This is a genomic window from Arthrobacter sp. SDTb3-6 (assembly GCF_013376095.1).
GTDB lineage: Bacteria > Actinomycetota > Actinomycetes > Actinomycetales > Micrococcaceae > Specibacter.
On record NZ_JAAMFN010000029.1, the window covers coordinates 39,031 to 57,056 of the forward strand.

The 18,026-nt window shown below is 65.0% G+C and carries 19 protein-coding genes; 12 read left to right on the forward strand and 7 right to left on the reverse strand.

Annotation, left to right across the window (positions count from 1 at the left end; all coding sequences use genetic code 11):
* Positions 1-170: 170 nt before the first annotated feature.
* Positions 171-728, reverse strand: coding sequence for a YceI family protein (locus G6035_RS14075; protein ID WP_176617729.1), 558 nt, complete (start codon positions 726-728; stop codon positions 171-173).
* Positions 729-950: 222 nt separating this feature from the next.
* On the opposite strand from G6035_RS14075, the gene G6035_RS14080 reads away from it, so the two are divergent.
* The 6 genes from G6035_RS14080 (at position 951) to G6035_RS14105 (ending at position 6,972) form a co-directional block, all read left to right on the forward strand.
* A complete protein-coding gene (locus G6035_RS14080; RefSeq protein WP_176617730.1) occupies positions 951-1,613 on the forward strand; it encodes a histidine phosphatase family protein in 663 nt (220 codons plus the stop codon).
* A 124-nt stretch (positions 1,614-1,737) separates the two neighbouring features.
* Positions 1,738-2,331 carry a TlpA disulfide reductase family protein gene (locus G6035_RS14085; RefSeq protein ID WP_176617731.1) on the forward strand — a complete coding sequence of 198 codons (594 nt, stop codon included), beginning with the start codon at positions 1,738-1,740 and terminating at the stop codon, positions 2,329-2,331.
* A 47-nt stretch (positions 2,332-2,378) separates the two neighbouring features.
* Complete coding sequence (locus G6035_RS14090; protein WP_176617749.1) at positions 2,379-3,095, forward strand: cytochrome c biogenesis CcdA family protein; 717 nt, start codon at positions 2,379-2,381, stop codon at positions 3,093-3,095.
* Complete coding sequence (locus tag G6035_RS14095; RefSeq protein WP_176617732.1) at positions 3,095-4,810, forward strand: cytochrome c biogenesis protein ResB; 1,716 nt, start codon at positions 3,095-3,097, stop codon at positions 4,808-4,810. Before G6035_RS14090 ends, G6035_RS14095 begins: the two co-directional genes overlap by 1 nt.
* Positions 4,810-5,907, forward strand: a complete 1,098-nt coding sequence (gene ccsB, locus G6035_RS14100) for a c-type cytochrome biogenesis protein CcsB (protein ID WP_176617733.1) — start codon at positions 4,810-4,812, stop codon at positions 5,905-5,907. The genes G6035_RS14095 and ccsB overlap by 1 nt, the downstream gene beginning before the upstream one ends.
* A 675-nt stretch (positions 5,908-6,582) precedes the next feature.
* The gene (locus G6035_RS14105; RefSeq protein WP_176617734.1) at positions 6,583-6,972 is read left to right on the forward strand and encodes a hypothetical protein; all 390 of its coding nucleotides are present in this window, start codon (positions 6,583-6,585) and stop codon (positions 6,970-6,972) included.
* A gap of 167 nt (positions 6,973-7,139) precedes the next feature.
* Here G6035_RS14105 and G6035_RS14110 read toward each other — a convergent pair whose 3' ends face one another.
* A complete protein-coding gene (locus G6035_RS14110; protein WP_176617735.1) occupies positions 7,140-7,529 on the reverse strand; it encodes a PLD nuclease N-terminal domain-containing protein in 390 nt (129 codons plus the stop codon).
* Positions 7,530-7,601: 72 nt separating this feature from the next.
* Between G6035_RS14110 and G6035_RS14115 the strand changes: the two genes are divergently transcribed.
* Both G6035_RS14115 and G6035_RS14120 read left to right on the forward strand, forming a co-directional pair.
* On the forward strand, positions 7,602-7,931 hold the full coding sequence (locus G6035_RS14115) for a DUF4229 domain-containing protein (protein WP_176617736.1): 330 nt from the start codon (positions 7,602-7,604) through the stop codon (positions 7,929-7,931).
* Between the two features lie 57 nt (positions 7,932-7,988).
* A complete protein-coding gene (locus G6035_RS14120; RefSeq protein ID WP_176617737.1) occupies positions 7,989-8,630 on the forward strand; it encodes a TIGR03085 family metal-binding protein in 642 nt (213 codons plus the stop codon).
* Positions 8,631-8,646: 16 nt separating this feature from the next.
* Here the strand turns inward: G6035_RS14120 and G6035_RS14125 are convergent, their stop codons facing one another.
* From G6035_RS14125 to G6035_RS14140, 4 genes are read right to left on the reverse strand one after another with little or no spacing between them, the layout of a single operon-like run.
* Positions 8,647-9,525, reverse strand: coding sequence for a 1,4-dihydroxy-2-naphthoate polyprenyltransferase (locus G6035_RS14125; RefSeq protein ID WP_176617738.1), 879 nt, complete (start codon positions 9,523-9,525; stop codon positions 8,647-8,649).
* A 60-nt stretch (positions 9,526-9,585) separates the two neighbouring features.
* Positions 9,586-10,722: an AMP-binding protein gene (locus G6035_RS14130; RefSeq protein ID WP_176617739.1), complete on the reverse strand. Its 1,137-nt coding sequence runs from the start codon at positions 10,720-10,722 to the stop codon at positions 9,586-9,588.
* Positions 10,723-10,736: 14 nt separating this feature from the next.
* Positions 10,737-11,738, reverse strand: coding sequence for a 1,4-dihydroxy-2-naphthoyl-CoA synthase (locus tag G6035_RS14135; RefSeq protein ID WP_176617740.1), 1,002 nt, complete (start codon positions 11,736-11,738; stop codon positions 10,737-10,739).
* Positions 11,719-12,153, reverse strand: a complete 435-nt coding sequence (locus tag G6035_RS14140) for a VOC family protein (protein WP_176617741.1) — start codon at positions 12,151-12,153, stop codon at positions 11,719-11,721. Before G6035_RS14140 ends, G6035_RS14135 begins: the two co-directional genes overlap by 20 nt.
* A gap of 131 nt (positions 12,154-12,284) precedes the next feature.
* Here G6035_RS14140 and G6035_RS14145 point away from each other — a divergent pair, with 131 nt between their 5' ends.
* The 3 genes from G6035_RS14145 (at position 12,285) to G6035_RS14155 (ending at position 16,555) form a co-directional block, all read left to right on the forward strand.
* Complete coding sequence (locus G6035_RS14145; protein ID WP_176617742.1) at positions 12,285-12,893, forward strand: GNAT family N-acetyltransferase; 609 nt, start codon at positions 12,285-12,287, stop codon at positions 12,891-12,893.
* Positions 12,893-13,579, forward strand: coding sequence for a tyrosine-protein phosphatase (locus G6035_RS14150; RefSeq protein ID WP_176617743.1), 687 nt, complete (start codon positions 12,893-12,895; stop codon positions 13,577-13,579). The genes G6035_RS14145 and G6035_RS14150 overlap by 1 nt, the downstream gene beginning before the upstream one ends.
* Before the next feature lie 78 nt (positions 13,580-13,657).
* Positions 13,658-16,555: an SNF2-related protein gene (locus G6035_RS14155; protein ID WP_176617744.1), complete on the forward strand. Its 2,898-nt coding sequence runs from the start codon at positions 13,658-13,660 to the stop codon at positions 16,553-16,555.
* Here G6035_RS14155 and G6035_RS14160 read toward each other — a convergent pair.
* Positions 16,512-16,847, reverse strand: a complete 336-nt coding sequence (locus G6035_RS14160) for a helix-turn-helix domain-containing protein (RefSeq protein ID WP_256127997.1) — start codon at positions 16,845-16,847, stop codon at positions 16,512-16,514. The two genes, G6035_RS14155 and G6035_RS14160, sit on opposite strands and share 44 nt — an antisense overlap.
* Positions 16,848-16,939: 92 nt before the next feature.
* On the opposite strand from G6035_RS14160, the gene G6035_RS14165 reads away from it, so the two are divergent.
* Positions 16,940-18,026, forward strand: a 1,087-nt coding sequence (locus G6035_RS14165; RefSeq protein WP_176617746.1) for a site-specific DNA-methyltransferase, incomplete at its 3' end; no start/stop codon positions are given.

Here is an 18,026-nt window from a genome sequence, read left to right on the forward strand (position 1 = left end):
GCGGCCGGCGGCAGGCAAAACGGCCGCGCCGGGTGTGTATTTAACCCTACGCGACCGCGTGCCGGGGAACTACCCGGCAGGTCCCTGCACGGGCCCCCGGGATGTAAAAAAGCGACGTGCCGGCCCGCCATGGGTGGCAGGCCGGCACGTCGCGTGGTGCAGGGGTGTGGCTAGGCAGCCTTCACGAAGGCAACGTCCAAGGTGATGGTGACCTTGTCGGAGACCAGGACGCCGCCGGCCTCGAGTGCAGCGTTCCAGGTCAGGCCGAATTCCTTGCGGCTGATGACGGTCTTGGCTTCAAAGCCTGCGCGGGTGGCGCCGAACGGGTCCACGGCCACGCCGTTGAACTCGCCCTTGAAGGTGACGGTCTTGGAGATGCCGCGGATGGTCAGCTCACCGGTGAGTTCAAAGTCGCCTTCGTCGCCGGAGACGCTCGTGGAGGTGAATGAAAGGGTGGGGAACTGCTCGACGTCGAAGAAGTCCGCGCTGCGGACGTGGCCGTCGCGGTTCTCGTCGCCGGAGTTGAAGCTGGCGGCCTGGATCGTGGCGGTGACGTTGGCGTCGGCCACGGTTTCACCCAGCGTCAGGGTGGCGGCCACGTCGGTGAACTTCCCGCGGACCTTGGAGATGCCGGCGTGGCGGACGGTGAAGCCCACCGCGCTGTGGGCGGCGTCAAAGTTCCACGTGCCCTGGCTCAGGCCTACGGTTTCAACAGCTGTTGCAGTCATGGTTTCTCCTTGGGGAATGTACTTGGGAAATACGTTGGATACGGCGTTCAGGACCCGGGGGCCGAATCCTTCACCGGGTATAAGCATGCGTTTGCATCTAATATTCCCCAGGCGGGACATTTTTTTTAAAAAGTTTTCAACCGGCCCGTTGCCACTGTGGCGCCCGAGTCTGGGAATTCCCTGATTAACCCCCATCCCCGTAACTTTGAGAAACTTGGACACATGCCCCGAGTCACTGTTCACCTTCTGCGCCATGGCGAGGTATTTAACCCCGACGGCGTCCTGTACGGCAGGCTTCCCGAATTCCACCTCTCCGACCGTGGCCGTGCCATGGCGGACATGGTGGCCGGGCACTTCAAGGACCTGGCAGAGCGGGGCGCCGCCCCCGTCCACCTGGTGGCCTCGCCGCTGGACCGTGCGCAGGAAACAGCGCAGCCCACGGCAGCCGCCCTGGGCCTGGACATCGTCACGGACCCGCGCATCATCGAGGCGGAAAACCACTTTGAAGGCATGAAGGTCAACAAGGCCGAGCTCCTGAAGCCGCGGCACTGGCGCTACTTTGCCAACCCGCTGCGCCCGTCCTGGGGTGAGCCCTACGCAGCCCAGGCGAAACGCATGCTCGAAGCGGCACGGGACGCCCGGCGTCGTGCCTTCGAGTTGGGCGGGGAAGGCGCGCAGGCCATCATGGTCAGCCACCAGCTGCCCATCTGGGCCACTCGGCGCAGCGCCGAGGGCAAGCGGCTGTGGCACGACCCGCGCCATCGCGAATGCACGCTGGCCTCGCTGACTTCCCTCATCTTTGAGGGCGACGACGTCGTTGGCGTGCAGTACAGCGAACCCGCAGCGGTGCTTTTGCCCGGCGCAGCGACCACGCCCGGAGCCTGAATGTGCCGTCCGGGCTAGGCGAAAGCCACCTTTTCGACGTAATGTAGAAATTCCGATGGAAAAATCCGCCGTGCCACGGCACTGGAAAAGCGCAAGATGAAAGACAACTAGAGTGACTTCCTCGATGAGCCGCCGTTCACTGTTCGCCGCCACCGGCGCCGTGCTGGCCGTTGGCCTCGCCGCGTGCACGGCCAACGACCCCCTGGCAAAACAAGCCGTGGCCGGGGACAACAAGGGCTTCGTGGCCGGCGACGGTTCGGTCACCGAATACGCCGCGAACAAGCGCAGCGCACCCGTGGACTTTTCCGGGACGCTCTTCAAGGGCGGCACCGTCAGCGCCGCCCAGCTGCGCGGCAAGGTCACGGTCCTGAACTTTTGGTACGCGGCGTGTTCCCCGTGCCGGCTGGAGGCGCCTGACCTGCAGGCCCTGCACGTTGAGTTCGAACCCAAGGGCGTGGAGTTCCTCGGCGTGAACATCCGCGACGAGGCGCCCACCGCCGAGGCGTTCGAGCGCACCTTCAAGCTGACGTACCCGAGCATCATGGACAAGGACGGCGGCGTGCTGCTGGCGCTCTCCCAGCGCGACCTGGTCAAACCCTCCGCCGTGCCCACCACCTTGGTGCTGGATAAGCAGGGGCGTGTCTCCGCCCGGCTCCTGGGCACCGCGGACAAGGGCACGCTCAAGGCGCTGATCATCTCTGCACTGGCCGAGAAGTAGGGCCGGTGTCCACCAACCCATTTGCCGAAATCATTAGCAGCGGCTCCATGCTGCTGGCCATCCCGGTTGCCTTGCTGGCCGGGATTGTGTCATTTCTGTCGCCCTGCGTTCTGCCGCTGGTTCCCGGCTACCTCGGCTACGTCAGCGGACTGACCGGGGCCGACCTGCAAAAGCAGCGCAGGGGGCGCATGCTGCTGGGCATTGGGCTGTTTGTCCTGGGGTTTTCCGCCGTCTTCGTGCTGATCGGCGCCATGTTCGGCCAGCTGGGTGCGTGGCTGCGCACGCCCGATGCCGCCTGGGTGACACAGGTCCTGGGCGCCGTGGTCATCCTGTTGGGCGTAGTGTTTCTCGGGGGACTGGGGTGGTTCCAGCGGGACGTGAAGATCCATGCCAAGCCGCCGGCGGGCCTGTGGGGCGCACCCGTGCTTGGCATCACCTTCGGGCTGGGCTGGGCGCCGTGCATCGGCCCCACGTTGAGCGCGGTCCTGGCCCTGACCTACTTTGACGGCAGCACGGCGGCCAAGGGCGCGTTCTTGACGTTTGTGTACTGCCTGGGGCTCGGGGTGCCGTTCCTGCTGATCGCCCTGGGTGTCCGGCGCGGCCTGGGCGCCCTGGCGTTCTTCCGCAAGCACCGCCGCGGCCTGCAGTGGTTTGGCGGCGGGATGCTGGTGGCGCTGGGCGGACTGATGGTGACGGGCCTGTGGGGCACGTGGATCAACGAGCTGCAATTCTGGTTTGCCGGAGAAGTGAGACTGCCAATCTGATGAGGGAAAATTCGGTGCAAGACGTGCAAAGCAAGAAGCCGGCCAAGAACGATGTCGAGCTGCCCCGGCTGGGCTTCTTCGGCATGCTCCGCTGGGCCTGGCGGCAGCTGACGAGCATGCGGACCGCGTTGTTCCTGCTGCTTCTGCTCGCCGTGGCGGCTGTTCCGGGGTCTATTTTCCCCCAGCGCGCCTCCAACCCGTCCACGGTCACGCAATATTTGTCGGACCACCCCACTTCCGGGCCCATCATGGACTGGTTCAAGCTTTTCGACGTGTACTCCTCGCCGTGGTTTGCCGCCATTTACCTGCTGCTCTTCACCTCCCTCGTGGGATGCGTGCTGCCCCGGGCCAAGATCCACTGGAAGGCCATGCGCTCGGTGCCCCCGCGCACGCCCAAGCGGCTGTCCAGGCTGGCCGAATACGGCACCGTGGAAATTCCGGCCGGCAGCGGCGTTGACGCAGACCAGGCCATCAAGGATGCCGCAGCGGTCCTGAAATCCCGGCGCTACCGGGTGGACGTGCGCGACCTTGGCTCGGACCGGCCGTCCGTGGGCGCGGAAGTGGGCTTCCTGAAGGAAGTGGGAAACCTGGTCTTCCACATCTCCATTCTGGGCGTCCTCGCATCCGTGGGCTTCAGCGGGCTGGCAGGGTACAGCGGCCAGCGCGTGGTGGTGGAAGGCGATACCTTCGTCAACACCCTGGTGGGCTATGACACCTTCACTCCCGGCGCCTACTTCAACAGCGACCGCCTGAGCCCCTACTCCGTCAAACTGGACAAGCTCGTGGTCAAGTACGACAGGGAATCGCCGGGCCACTACGGCCAGCCCATCGACTTCACGGCCTCGCTGACCACCAAGGACGGCGCCGGCGCCCCCGCCAAGCAACAGATCCTGAAGGTCAACGATCCCGTCTCCATCGGCGGCACCAACATCTACCTGGTCGGCAACGGCTACGCCCCGGTGGTGACCGTCAAGGACGGCAAGGGCAACATCGCCTTCCAGGGGCCGGTGGTCACCATCCCCACGGACGGCGCCTACACCTCATTGATGGTCATTAAAGTTCCTGACGCCAAGCCCAAGGAACTGGGCTTCGTCGGCTTTTTCCTGCCCACGGCCCTTATCGACAGCAAGGGTGTGGCGTACGGCTCCGACCCCGACCCGTTCAACCCGCAGCTGAACCTCAATGCCTACACCGGCGACCTGGGCCTGGACAACGGCGTGCCCCGCAACGTCTACACCCTGGACACGTCCAAGATGAAGCAGATCAACGGCCGCGACCTGAAGGCCGGTGGCATCGTGCTGGCGCCCGGGCAGAGCTACAAACTGCCGGAGGGCAACGGCACCATCAGTTTCGACGGCATCAAGCGCTTCGCCGCGCTGGACATCCGCCACGACCCGGGACAGGTCTACGTGCTGGTGTTTGCCGTCCTGGCCCTGGCCGGGCTCATGGCCTCACTCTTCCTCAACCGCCGCCGCGTGTGGATCCGCACCGGCAACCACCCGGACGGACGCACCATGGTGGAATTCGGCCTGCTGGCCCGCGGCGAGGACCACCGTTTGGCCGGGGAAGCAGCGGCCATCCACAAGGCACTCCACGTGAAGTGGGTGGTGCCACAAGCCCCGCAGGGGGAAGATGGAAAACAGCCGTCCAGCCATCAAGGCGACACCGGAACCGATGCCGCCGTGTCAAGTACCGTGTCAAGTAAGGACCACTAATGCCAACAATCAATGATGGCCTCGCCCTGCTCAGTGAGCAGTTCATGCTCATGGCCGGGCTGGCCTACGCCGTTGCGTTTTGTGCCTACGCCTGGGACCTGGTGACCTACAGCAAGGCTGTCCGCCGCGGCCTGGCCGTGGCGGACGAGGCCGGGAATGCCCGCTCCGTGCCCGCCCAGGCCGACCGGCTCGTGGGCGTTGGCGCCGCAGGAAGCATCGGCCAGGACCTCGGCGCGGGGCCCCTGGACCGCGGCGTGCGCCCCAGCAGCAAGACGCACGCCGGTTCGGACGGCATCACCGCCGGCGATTCCATGCGCTACGGCAAGGAAAAGCGGCGCGCAGCGAGGGTCGCCGTGGCCATCACCATCGTGGCCGCCGTCGTCCAGGGCCTGGCGGTGCTGTTCCGCGGCCTGGCTGCCGGGCGGGTGCCGTGGGGCAACATGTACGAATTCTGCACCACCGGCGGGTTCACCGTGGCGCTGATCTTCCTGCTCGTGCTGACCCGCCGCGACCTGCGCTTCCTGGGCACCTTCGTCATCGGCCTGGTGCTGGTGATGATCACGGCCGCCTCGGTCGCCTTCTGGACGCCCGCCGGGCATCTGGTGCCGGCGCTGCAGAGCTACTGGCTGATCATCCACGTCTCCATCGCGGTCATGTCCTCCTCGCTGTTCACCTTGACCTTCGCGATGTCGGTGCTGCAGCTGCTGCAGTCCCGCCGCGAGGCCTCCATTTCTTCCGGGAAGCCGGACAAGTTCCCGGCCATGCGGCTGGTACCGAACGCGCTGAGCCTGGAAAACATGTCCTACCGCATCAACGGCATCGCCTTTGTGGGCTGGACCCTGACGCTGATGTTCGGTTCCATCTGGGCCGAGAAGGCATGGGGCCGCTTCTGGGGCTGGGACCCGAAGGAAGTGTGGACGTTCGTCATCTGGGTGGCCTACGCCGGCTACCTGCACGCCCGCGCCACCCGCGGCTGGACCGGCACACGCGCCGCCTGGCTGTCCATCGTGGGCTACCTGTGCGTGGTCTTCAACTTCACGATCGTGAATGTGTACTTCGCCGGCCTGCACTCCTACGCCGGCGTGGGAAGCAGCTAGGCAGCTTCCGGCCCGCCCGCGGGCCGGGTGTACAGCTGTGGCGGGTCTGCTCCGTTGGGACCCGCCACAGCTGTACTTTCGACGGCGGGGAACACCGGCCAGGTCGCCATTTCTGTACAGCCGGACACTGCGGCGGAGCGCGCGATGGGACTTTGCCCAGGCAATGTCCTTGCTGGTCGCCAAAAAGCCGCGCAGGGATTGTCCGGCCACGTTCCCGGGGTCGTTCCAGCCTCCCTGGACCAACATCCGGGTGGTCTTGGTGATGGCGGCCCGCCCGCCGGCCAGCATGTCATCCTTGTTGATCAGCACCTGGTGCCAGCCGAGTGATTTCGTGATGAAGTTCCGGTCGTGGTCCTTGCCCTGTTGTTCGGGCGTGAAGTTGTGGCCGCCCTCGTACTCCGCACAGGTCCGGTATTCCTCACAGCAAAGGTCAGGGGAGACCAGTGTGTTTCCGTCCGCATCGAGGAGGTCGATGTTGGGCTCGAGCCGTGGCAGTCCCGAGCGTGCGAAAAGCAGCCGCAGCCTGGTCTCCGGGGGCGGGTCCGCGCCAACGCGGACCAGTTCCATGGCCTCGCGCAAACGGAGAATGCGCCGTGCGCCCCCGCGGCCGGCAAGGTAGGCGTTCAGGGGATCGAGTATGACCATGGCGGTTTTGGGCGGCCCGAAGGGGCGTCTGTGTTCGCACACCACCTGGTCCCCCACGGCCACCAGTTCGTCCAGCGACAGCAGCGGCGCCAAGTCCACGAAGGTGCGCTGTACCGAGGTCACGGGAACCCCTCCAATCACGACGACGTCGCCATCCGCAAGTTCCAGCCGGTGCCCCGCCACATGGCGCCGGCGGGGCACGCCGGCACCCGTGGGCCGGGCCAGGTGCACGGGCTGGTCTTCCATCCACCGGCAGGGCAGGTACAGGCCGTGGATTTTGGCGGCCGTCACATGGCTGGCCACGCCGGCGTCCGTGCCTTCCGTGTAGGGCCGGCACGCGTCCAACAAGTCAAGCGGTGCATCCTTGTGGACGCGAATGCCACGGCTGGGCGTCCACAGGTCCGCGGCACGGGTGCGTGAACGGGGCCCCAGCTGGCGCGCCTTCTCCACGGTGAACGGGCGTCCAGCTAGGCCAGGGGGGAGCGGAGCCGGATTTGTCATGGCTCCATTAGCGCTGAAACTGCTGCGCCAAAGGTGGGTTCTACTGCGGGATCGCGGAATCTGTGGATAGGGCCCGCCCCGATGCGTCAGTGCTGGGTTTCGTCTTTCGGGTGCTGCTCGCGAAGCTTTGCCTCGCGGGCGTCGAGTTCGGCCCGAAGCTTGCGGAGGCGGTCCGCCTCCGCCTTGTGGGCCCGGGCCACCTCAAGGTTGCGGAGGAAGGCCGGATCGTCGTCCGGCGCCGTGAACCGTGCGGTCCCGGAACGCAAGGGGCGGCGGGTGGCGGGTTCGCCGGCGGCAGCGTAGTGCGGGCGGCCCAGAAAAAGCCACAGGATGACGCCGACCAGCGGCAGCAGCACGATCACCAGGATCCAGACGGGCTTGGGCAGGCTCCGGACATCTGTGGACTCGCTGCGGATGCAGTCGATGAGCCCGTAAATGAAGAGGACCACACCAAAGATCACTGGGATATAGCGCATGCTTCATTCTATCGTCGAGAGGCAAATTGGGCTCCGGGCCATCGTCCAGAATCACCGGCTAAACTTGCACCCGTGGCATTCTTCAAATACTCCCTGATCCGCGGCCTGCTGTTTCTGGCGTTCTTCCTGGTGGCGCACCTTGCCCTGCAGCTGAGCCCGTTGACATCGGCCCTGGCGGCGGCCCTGTGTGCGTTCGTGGTGAGCTTCTTCCTCCTGCGCAAGCAGCGCGACGGCGCCACGGCTGTCATTGCCGACCGCTTCGCACCGACGGCGGGCACCACCCAGTCTGCAGCCGCCGTGGCCGATGCCGACGCCGAGGACGCACTCGTGGACGCCAACCCGGACGTCTGGGTCGACGCGGACCGGCCCGGCAGGAAGCCGCGCACCCAGCCCGAGGGCTGACCCGCCAGGCAGCAACAGGCGGCACCCCACAGCACCGATGGTGGAAAGGACAGGCCTATGCGCTGGATGGAGACTGAGCGGCTGGCCATGGTCGAAACGTTCCGTGGTGCCGATCCTGAGGCCCCGACGCTGTGCGAGGGGTGGAACGGCCGGCGCCTGCTGGCCCATCTGGTGATGCGGGAGCATGCGCCACTGAAGCAGCTGCTCGACGCGGCGTCCCGGCCGGTGCCGGGCAGTGAAAGGCGGCTCGGCGACGTCGCGGCGGCTGCCCTCACCCCCGCCGGCTATGGCGGGCTCCTGGCCCGGTTCGCGGCCGGCACCGGGACGGCCAACCCCATGACCTGGCTGGGCGATTCGGTCCAGCTCGTGGAATACGTGATCCACCACGAGGACGTCCGCCGCGGCGGCGGCAACCACCAGCCCCGGTCCCTGCCGCCGGGACAGCTCGACGCGCTGTGGGCCAGGCTGCCGCTGATGGCGAGGATGGCCTACCGGCGCAGCCCCACCGCCGTCACGATCGCCGCCAAGAACCATCCCGCCGTTCCCGTGCACAAAGGCTCCGGCAGGGTCCTTGTCAGCGGTGACCCGGTGGAGGTGGCGCTGTACATTTCCGGGCGCCAGCGCGCCGCGGACGTGGATGTCACGGGCAGCGGCGCGGCCCTGGACGCGTTCCTGGAATGGTCGGCACGGGAAACGTAGCCGCCCGGCCCTGGGGCTACAGGCCCGTCAGGACCATCGCCACGGCAAACAGGACACTGAATCCCAGGTTGAGCAGCCCGGTCTGTTTGAGCACCGGGATCAGGCTCTTGCGCTTCTTGCCCTTGAGCATCAGCCAGCTGGGCATGAGCATGAACGGCACCAGCAGCAGCACCAGCAGCAGCCAGGGCTTGGCCGGCACCAGCACCATCATGATGGCCACCGACACCCCCAGCATCACCACGTAGCTCAGCCGCGCAGGCCGGTCCCCGAGCCGCACGGCCAGCGTGCGCTTGCCCACCTCACGGTCCGTGGGGATGTCGCGGACATTGTTGGCCATCAAAAGTGCGACGGCGATGAGCCCGGTTGCGACGGACCCGAGAACCGCCGCCGTGCTCACGGCCCCGGCCTGGGTGAAGGTGGTGCCGAGGGTGGCCACCGGGCCGAAGAAGAAGAACACGAACACGTCGCCCAGGCCCATGTAGCCGTAGGGGTTCTTGCCGCCGGTGTAGCCCCATGCGGCAATGACGGCCCCGGCACCCACCAGCAGCAGCCACCACGCCTGGGACAGGATCACCAGGACCAGTCCGGCCACCATGGCCAGGCCAAGGGCGCCAAAGGCGGCCATCTTCACCTGCCGGGGCGCGGCGGCGCCGGAGCCGACCAGGCGCAGCGGGCCCACCCGCACCTCGTCGGTGCCTCGGATGCCGTCGGAATAGTCGTTGGCATAGTTGACGCCCACCTGCAGCAGCAGGGACACAAGCGCGGCGAGCAGAGCCCGGCCCCAGTGCAGGCCGCCCAGGTCGTACGCGGCGGCGGTGCCGATGATCACGGGGGCAACAGCCATCGGCAGCGTCCGCAGGCGCGCGCCTTCAATCCATTGACCAACAGTGGCCACAGCTACTCCTTATGCACGGGGCGGCAAAAACGTGTCAGCTTCCATTGTGCCGGGTGGGTGTCAGCTCCCGGCCGCCGCCGCGTCCGCCAAAAGCGCCAAAATGGCGGTCCTGTCCGGTTTTCCCGTGGCCAGCACGGGCAGCTCGGAGACGAACACCACAGTCTTGGGCACCAGGTGCGGCTCCAAAACCGCCGCCGCACCGGCCCGCAGCTCCTCACGGGAGCAGGCGCCAACCACCATGGCGGCCACCTGCTGGCCCCACTCCACGGAGTCCACCGGCCCCACAAAGGCCTCGCGGACGCCCTGCACCCGGTGCAGCCCGTCGGCCACGGCCGCCGCGGAAATCTTCAGCCCGCCGGAGATGATGACGTCATCCACGCGGCCCAGCACGCGCAGGCGTCCCGCGCCGTCCAGCTCGCCGAGGTCGCCGGTTTCATACCAGCGCACGCCGTCATCGGACTCGGTGAAGGCGGCCGCCGTCAGCGCAGGGTCGCCCAGGTACCCGGTGGCCAGGACCGGCCCGCCCAGCCGGACCCGGCCGTCGCGGAGGGCGAGCTCCACGCCGTCGAGCGGGACGCCGTCGTACACGCAGCCGCCGCAGGTTTCGCTCATGCCGTAGGTGGTGACCACGTTGACGCCGGCGGCGCGCGCGGCTTCCAGCAGCACGGGGCTGGCGGGGGCGCCGCCCAGCAGGATGGCGTTGAAGCGGCGCAGCACCGTGAGCGTCGCAGCGGAGGGGTTGCTGAGCAGGCGCGTGAGCTGGGTGGGGACCAGGGAGGTGTAGCGCACCGTGTCGGTCAGCTCCAGGGCCGCCGCCGTGAACGCCTCCGCCGTGAAGCCGCCGGAGAGGTCCATGGACCACGGGCGGGTGCCGGCAAAGAGGCTGCGCACCAGCACCTGCAGGCCCGCCACGTAGTGCACGGGCAGGGCCAGCAGCCACTGCCCTTCACCGCGCAGCGCCATGGCCGTGCCCACCGACGACGCGGCGAGGGCGTCCACACTGAGCATGGTGCGCTTGGGCGTGCCGGTGCTTCCCGAGGTGCGCACGACGGCGGCAATGTCCGTTTCGCTGCCGGCCGGCAGTCCCAGCTCGCCCGGGGGGATGGGGGCGAAGCTGCCGTCGGCGGCGATTTCCACGGCGGGGCCCTCGCCGGAAAGGGCCGCGGCGAGTGCCTTGAGCAGGGGCTCGATGTCCATGGTTGCGGCCCCGCCTAAAAGTAGTAGGGGAAGTTGGACCAGTCGGGGTCGCGCTTTTCCAGGAAGGCCTCCTTGCCCTCCACGGCCTCGTCGGTCATGTAGGCGAGCCGGGTGGCCTCGCCGGCGAAGACCTGCTGGCCGGCCAGGCCGTCGTCGGCCAGGTTGAAGGCGAACTTGAGCATGCGGATGGCCTGCGGGGACTGGCGGGCAATGTCCGCGGCGTACTCCAGTGCGGTGTTTTCCAGGTCTGCGTGGTCCACGGCCTCGTTGACGGCGCCCATGCCGACCATGTCCTCGGCGGAGTATTCACGGGCCAGGAAGAAGATCTCCCGGGCCGCCTTTTGGCCGACCTGGCGGGCCAGCAGCGCGGAGCCGTAGCCGGCGTCGAAACTTCCCACGGTGGCGTCGGTCTGCTTGAATTTCCCGTGCTGGCGGGAGGCGATGGTGAGGTCGGAGACCACATGCAGGGAGTGCCCGCCGCCCGCGGCCCAGCCGTTGACGACGGCGATGACCACCTTGGGCATGGTGCGCATGAGCCGCTGGACTTCCAGGATGTGGAGGCGGCCGGCGCGGGCGGGGTCGATGGTTTCCTTCGTCTCGCCGTCGGCGTACCGGTAGCCGTCGCGGCCGCGGATGCGCTGGTCGCCGCCGGAGCAGAAGCTGTGCCCGCCGTCCTTGGGGGAGGGGCCGTTGCCGGTGAGCAGCACGGTGGCCACGTCCGGCGTCATGCGCGCGTGGTCCATGGCGCGGTAGAGCTCGTCCACGGTGCCGGGACGGAAGGCGTTGCGCACCTCGGGGCGGTTGAAGGCGATGCGGACGGTGGGCAGGTCCCTGATGATGCCGCCTGCCGCGTCCCGTTCCACCTGGCGGTGGTAGGTCATGTCGGTGAAGTTGAAGCCCTCCACCACGCGCCAGCGGCTGGGGTCAAAGATGTCGGAAACCTGCTCGGGGAGATTGTCTGCGCTCACCCTCACGATCTTAGCGGCCCGGCGGAGGTCAGCTGATGCAGAATTCATTGCCTTCGGGGTCGGCCATGGTGATCCAGGAGTGCGGGCCCTGGCTGGCCTCCCACAGGAAGGTGGCGCCGCGGGCCTCAAGGCGCGCCCGCACCTCCGCCTTGTCCCCGCCGCCGAGCCGCACGTCCCAGTGGATGCGGTTCTTGCCGGACTTGTCACGGCCCCCGGACTGGAACAGGATCCGCGGCTGGCCGCTGCCGGCAGCCGGGCCGGCGGTGATGGCCTGGCCGTCCTTCCAGACCAGGACTCCGTTGTGCTCCATGGTCTGCCCGGCAGTGGCATAGCCCTGTTGCACCATGGTGCGGATGAAGGCCTCATCGGAGGGCTCCACGTCCCACCCCATGGTTTCCGCCCACCAATCGGCCAGGTCGTGGGGCCTGAGGGCGTCGACAACGATCTGCAGTGAATAGGCCATGCAATTAGTCTGCCGTGCCGCGGATGGGCCGTCCAGCATCCGCCGGGGTAGAACCCGGGGCGGGTTGTGCCCCTGGTGCACCAGGGGCGCAACCCGGGCTGAACCCATCCCCGGCGCGATAGTGTTTTGCCATGACGACCATTGCCCCTGTAACCCTGCACGGAAAGTACGTGACCCTCGAGCCGCTGAGCCCGGACCACCACGACGGGCTGGTGGCTGCGGCCTCCGACGGCGAGCTGTGGAACCTCTGGTACACCTCCGTCCCGCGACCCGAGGCCATGGCGGCGGAGATCGGGCGCCGGCTGGCACTGCAGGAATCCGGCATGATGGTGCCGTTCACCACGCGCCTGAACGATCCCGCAACGGGGGAACCGGGCAAGGTCATCGGCATGACCACCTATTGCAACATTGTTCCCGAGCTGCCGCGCCTGGAAATCGGCTATACGTGGAATGCGGCCAGCGTCCAGGGCACGGGCACCAACCCGGACAGCAAGCGCCTGCTGCTGGGCCACGCCTTTGAAACGCTCGGCTGTGTTGCGGTCGAATTCAACACGCACTGGATGAACATGCAGTCCCGCGCGGCCATTGCCCGCCTCGGGGCCAAGCAGGACGGCGTGCTGCGCTCGCACCGGGCCATGCCCGACGGCTCCCTGCGCGACACCGTGGTCTTCTCGATCCTGGCCAACGAATGGCCGCAGGTCCGCAACGGCCTGGACCTGCGGATCGCCAAGAACCGCTGATGCTGCCCGGGCCGCACTGGGAGGGCGCCGTCAACGCCCGGCTGCTCATCGGCGACATCTACCGGATGGGCCGCAGCGAGTGGCTCACCGAGCGGGGATGGCAGCAGGTATACCAGGACGGCGTCCGCACGGTGATCGACCTGCGGAACCCCGGCGAGAGGAAGCGCCGGCCCAGCGACCCGGTAGTGGGGGACGGCGCACTGGCCGGGTTCGACGTCGTCAATGCCCCCACGGAGGACCCGGACAACGCCGAATACCAGGCGATGGTCCAGCCCTATATGAACCACCCGCGGCTGTACGCGGAAATCCTGCGGCTGTTTCCCGGGCGCGTGGCCGCGGTGTTCAAGGTGCTGGCGGCCGCGCGGGGCAAGGTGGTGATCCATTGTTCGGCCGGGCGGGACAGGACGGGGCTGGTGGCGTCGCTGCTGCTGGCGCTCGCCGGGCAGGCGGACCAGGCGGCAGGGCAGGACGAGCTGGCGTCCCGGGGGATCAACAGCTGGCATTTGGTGGCACCCGTCAAGCACCCCTATGAACGGTACCTGGCGGAGGAGGAGATGGCGCCGATCGTTGCCGACCGCAGGCAGGCGCTGGCAGGCTTTGTCGGCGGCCTCGACGTGCGTGCGTTCCTGCTGGCGAACGGTGTCACCGAGCAGGAGATCGACGCCGTCGTGGCCCGGTGCCGGTGAGCGTGCGGCCCGCCTGAAAGGGTGAAAGCGTACTCCGCATGGTAGAAAGCATGTATATATGCTTTTGAGGGGAGCGCTGTGACCACCGATTTCCATGCCAAGTACTGGGCCCATATTCTGATGGCCCAGGACGGCACCACGGGGGACATCACCACCGCCATGGCGCAGGCGAAGGTTGACTTGAACCCCCATCAAGTGGAGGCGGCTGCATTTGCACTGGCTTCGCCCTTGAGCCAAGGTGTGGTCCTGGCTGACGAGGTGGGTCTGGGAAAGACCATCGAAGCGGGGCTGGTCCTGCTGCAGCTGTGGTCACGGCGCAAGCGCCGTCAACTCATCGTCGCCCCGGCCACCCTCCGCCGCCAGTGGGCCAGCGAACTGGAGGAGAAGTTCGGACTTCCCGCCAAGGTATTGGAAAAGGACGCATACACATTGGGCGGGAACCCGTTCGAGGACCCGTCGCATGTCCTGATTTGTTCTTATCATTTTGCTGCCGCACACCGGGCAGACGTCCGTGCCGTGACATGGGACCGGGTGGTCTTTGACGAAGCGCACCAGCTCAGGAATGTCTGGAAGAAGGGCAACCTTCGGGCCAAACAACTGGCAGAGGCAACCCGAGATGCCCCAACGCTGCTTTTGACGGCCACGCCCTTGCAGAACTCGCTGATGGAGCTCTACGGATTGGCTTCCGTCATTGATCCGCACTTGTTTGGAGACGAGAAGTCCTTTCGGGCGAAGTATTCCGGGGCCGGCATCCAGCCAGCGGCCATGATGGAATTGAAGGAGCGCCTTCAACCCGTGGTCAAGCGGACGCTGCGACGGCAGGTTCGGGAGTATGTGAAGTTCACCTCGCGCGTACCAATCACACAGGATTTCACGCCCACGCCGGACGAGGAGGCGCTGTATGAGCTGGTCAGCGAATACCTGGCTCGGGAAGATTCCTATGCGCTGCCCGCCGCCCAGCGCGCCCTGATGACCTTGATCCTTCGAAAGATCATGGCGTCTTCCCCCTACGCCATTGGCATAACGCTGGGCCGGATGGCGGACAGGCTGGATGGCGGGCTCCCGCCGGAAGACAGTGCCCCCGCTCTCGCGCAGGAGCTGGAGATTGATGAAGATTACGACGGCGGACTTGAGTCGGGCGGTTTCGGCAGTACCGCCGGGCCTGGGACGGATGGCGTTCGGCGGGGCCAAGTCTGGCAAGACCCGGCACACTCGAGCGAACTGAAGGAGCGTAAGGCTGAGGCGGACGAGCTGCGACATTTCTCCGACCTTGCCTTGGGCATTCGCAATGATTCCAAGTCGGCGGCACTGCTCAAGGCACTCCCACAGGCGTTCGGGAAGTCAGAAGAGAACGGTGCCCAACGCAAAGCGGTCATCTTCACCGAATCACGCCAGACACAGGCCCAATTGGTGCAGTTGCTGGAAGCGGGCGGCTACGCCGGACAAGTACTGACGATCAATGGTGTGAACACAGAGCCGCTGTCCAAGGCACTGTATTCGAAATGGCGAGACGGGCGGCTTGCTGAAGGGCACACGGTTGGAACCCGCGCCTCGGACACGAAGTCGGCCATTGTTGAAGCATTTCGGACTGACTATTCAATCCTTGTCGCCACTGAAGCAGCAGCCGAAGGCCTGAACTTGCAATTCTGCTCCCTGGTGGTGAATTTTGACTTGCCATGGAATCCGCAACGCATTGAGCAGCGCATTGGCCGCTGCCACCGCTACGGCCAAAAGCACGACGTGGTGGTCCTCAACTTCCTGAACAGCGCCAACGCGGCGGACCAGCGTGTATACGAGCTGCTGGATGAGAAGTTCAAGTTGTTCAGCGGCGTATTCGGCGCCAGCGATGAGGTGCTGGGCGCTCTCGCCTCTGGTTTCGACCTGGAAAAGCGGATCGGGGACGTTTACCAACGGTGCCGCACAACGGAACAGATCGAACACGAATTTGCAGCACTTCGGAAGGATCTTGAAGCGGAGATCGAGGCAAAGATGGACTCCACCAGGGTTGCCTTGCTGGAAGGGTTTGACGACGAAGTGCTGGAGCGGCTCAAGGTCGAGTTCGATGGGCGGAGGGGTTCCCTGAACGCCATTCAGTCGGCACTGTGGCACCTGACCTTGCATGAGCTCTCTGACACCAACGGAGTTGAGTTCAGTACCAAGGACTTCCTATTCCACGTTTCGGAACAACTGTTGGTCGGGGAAACTGTCGTGCCGGCCCATGGCAGCCACGCCTTGGAATGGGGCTTGGCACAGTCGCACAACGCCGAATTTTACAATCACGGAACGCCGCTGGCGGCCGCGCTGATAGATAAGGCCGGGAACAGGCATCTGGTGCCTTCCCGGCTGCAATTCGACTACAGTTCAAGCCCAGTGACAGTCGGTGCCCTGGAGGGGTTGAAAGGGAAGTCCGGCACTATCGGAATCCGGCGGGCTTGCTTTGACTCTGCGGACAGTGTGGTCGAGTTGCTGTTGACCGGCACCATGGACGACGGTGGCACGCTGGAGCCCGAACAGGTCAGGAGGATGTTTGCGCTGACCCAGGCCAAGGCGCTGCCAGCGGCCTTCGTGGCTGCTCCACGGCTTGCCGATGCACTGGCTGCGGAAACCAGGCGATTCGAGGCTGAACAGCACGCGCGACTCGAGGAGATATTTACCCAAGAGTCGGACAAGTTGGACAGGTGGGCTGACGATCTGAAGGCCGGCTTGGAACTTGAGATTGTCGAAATCAACAAGGAACTCAAGGAAGCCCAGAAGTTGGCGCGGCAGACAGCCGGGATGGGCCTGGCCGAAAGGCTCGCCGCCGAACGCGGAAAGCAGACACTGGAACGCAAGCGCAAGTCCAAACGTCGGGAACTTGAAGAGCAGGAGGATGCCATAGATGCCAAGCGAGACGAACTCCTCTCAGGCGTTGAGGAGAAGCTGGCGGCGGAGCTCAGCGTGGAGGATGTTCTGACGGTTCAGTGGGAGCTGGTATAGTGTCCCGCTTCTCCATGGTTCCGTGGTTGTCCAGCACGATCTCAATCAGCACTGCAGGGTCGAGTTGCAGCACTTGGGCCAGATCGATGACCAACGCGATAGTTGGATTGGAAACACGGTGGCTGCCAAAATCATCCGAGCCGCGCTCGAGTGTGCGGTAGTGACCTCTGGAGATACCAATGAAGTCGGCGATTTCTTGTTGTGTCTTGCCGAGTTTGTCGCGTTGGGTGGACAAGAGGCGGCCGAGGGCCCTGGCGGCGTCGGGGTGGAGGGTGCGTCGGGCGGTCACCATTTGACTCAAGCGGCATCCATATCCCTTAATGACATGTATATATGTCATTGTGGGTGACGTGCGTCGCCGTAACGTTTTCGGGGGTTTCAACTGTGTCCGACCATGCCTTAAAGATCAATCAACTCGCTGCGGAACACATGCCGGACAGGGTGAGTGAACTGGCCCAACTGTTCCCTGAGGCGATGACGGACGGCAGGATCGACGTTGAGAAGCTTCGGCTGCTTCTTGGCGAACAAGTTGAAGATTCGCAGGAACGATATGGACTGACTTGGCCAGGTAAACGCGACGCCATCCGCCTGGCGCAAAAACAGTCGACTGCAACTCTTGAACCCATGCCCGGCGAATCGGTCGATTGGGTTACGACGAAGAACGTAATCATAGAGGGCGACAACCTCGAAGTCCTCAAGCTGCTGCAAAAGAGCTATTACGGCAAGATCAAGCTGATCTACATTGATCCGCCGTACAACACCGGCAACGATTTTGTGTACAACGATGACTTTGCGGAACCGACCAACGCCTATTTGAAGCGGTCCGGGCAAACTGATAACGCGGGATTTCGCACGTCAATCAATAGGGAAACATCCGGTCGATTTCATTCGGACTGGCTGAATATGATGTATTCACGATTGACTATCGCCCGAAATATTCTTGCGGAAGACGGGGTACTATTGATGTCTCTTGATGACAACGAGCTCTCGAATGCCAGCCTCTTGCTGAAGGAGGTTTTCGGGGAGAGTGACTTTGTAACTGTTCTCCCGTGGAAATCGAGAACTGCGAAATCTGACGTACCATTCGGAATTTCTGTAGACCATGAATGGATACTTATCTGCGCGAAGAAGAAATTCATGGCCGGGCGTCCGATTGGCCGTCGTTATTATAATTCGGTAGATACCGGAGAATTATGGAGATTGCAGGACCTCAGAAGCAATAAAACACGATATGAGCGACCCAATTCCTACTTTGAACTTATTGACCCGAAGACCGGTGAGTCCTATGCTGCGAATCCGAATCGAACTTGGAGTATAACGCCGGAAACGTTCGATGGTTACTATGAACGGGGAAAGATTGTATTTCCCGGTGACTATGAATTCCTAAACATCGGCGCTCCTATGTTCCGCGTGTTCAAGTCTGAAGATGAGATCAAGTCACTAAAGAAATACGGTACGACTCGACCAATGT

Coding starts and splice junctions, on each gene's coding strand:
- G6035_RS14120 (WP_176617737.1), top strand. CDS start 7,989: ATGCGCTGGATGGAGACTGAGCGGCTGGCCATGGTCGAAACGTTCCGT.
- G6035_RS14075 (WP_176617729.1), bottom strand. CDS start 728: ATGACTGCAACAGCTGTTGAAACCGTAGGCCTGAGCCAGGGCACGTGG.
- G6035_RS14145 (WP_176617742.1), top strand. CDS start 12,285: ATGACGACCATTGCCCCTGTAACCCTGCACGGAAAGTACGTGACCCTC.
- G6035_RS14090 (WP_176617749.1), top strand. CDS start 2,379: ATGCTGCTGGCCATCCCGGTTGCCTTGCTGGCCGGGATTGTGTCATTT.
- G6035_RS14140 (WP_176617741.1), bottom strand. CDS start 12,153: ATGGCCTATTCACTGCAGATCGTTGTCGACGCCCTCAGGCCCCACGAC.
- G6035_RS14080 (WP_176617730.1), top strand. CDS start 951: ATGCCCCGAGTCACTGTTCACCTTCTGCGCCATGGCGAGGTATTTAAC.
- G6035_RS14085 (WP_176617731.1), top strand. CDS start 1,738: ATGAGCCGCCGTTCACTGTTCGCCGCCACCGGCGCCGTGCTGGCCGTT.
- G6035_RS14135 (WP_176617740.1), bottom strand. CDS start 11,738: ATGAATTCTGCATCAGCTGACCTCCGCCGGGCCGCTAAGATCGTGAGG.
- G6035_RS14150 (WP_176617743.1), top strand. CDS start 12,893: ATGCTGCCCGGGCCGCACTGGGAGGGCGCCGTCAACGCCCGGCTGCTC.
- G6035_RS14110 (WP_176617735.1), bottom strand. CDS start 7,529: ATGCGCTATATCCCAGTGATCTTTGGTGTGGTCCTCTTCATTTACGGG.
- ccsB (WP_176617733.1), top strand. CDS start 4,810: ATGCCAACAATCAATGATGGCCTCGCCCTGCTCAGTGAGCAGTTCATG.
- G6035_RS14095 (WP_176617732.1), top strand. CDS start 3,095: ATGAGGGAAAATTCGGTGCAAGACGTGCAAAGCAAGAAGCCGGCCAAG.
- G6035_RS14130 (WP_176617739.1), bottom strand. CDS start 10,722: ATGGACATCGAGCCCCTGCTCAAGGCACTCGCCGCGGCCCTTTCCGGC.
- G6035_RS14160 (WP_256127997.1), bottom strand. CDS start 16,847: ATGGTGACCGCCCGACGCACCCTCCACCCCGACGCCGCCAGGGCCCTC.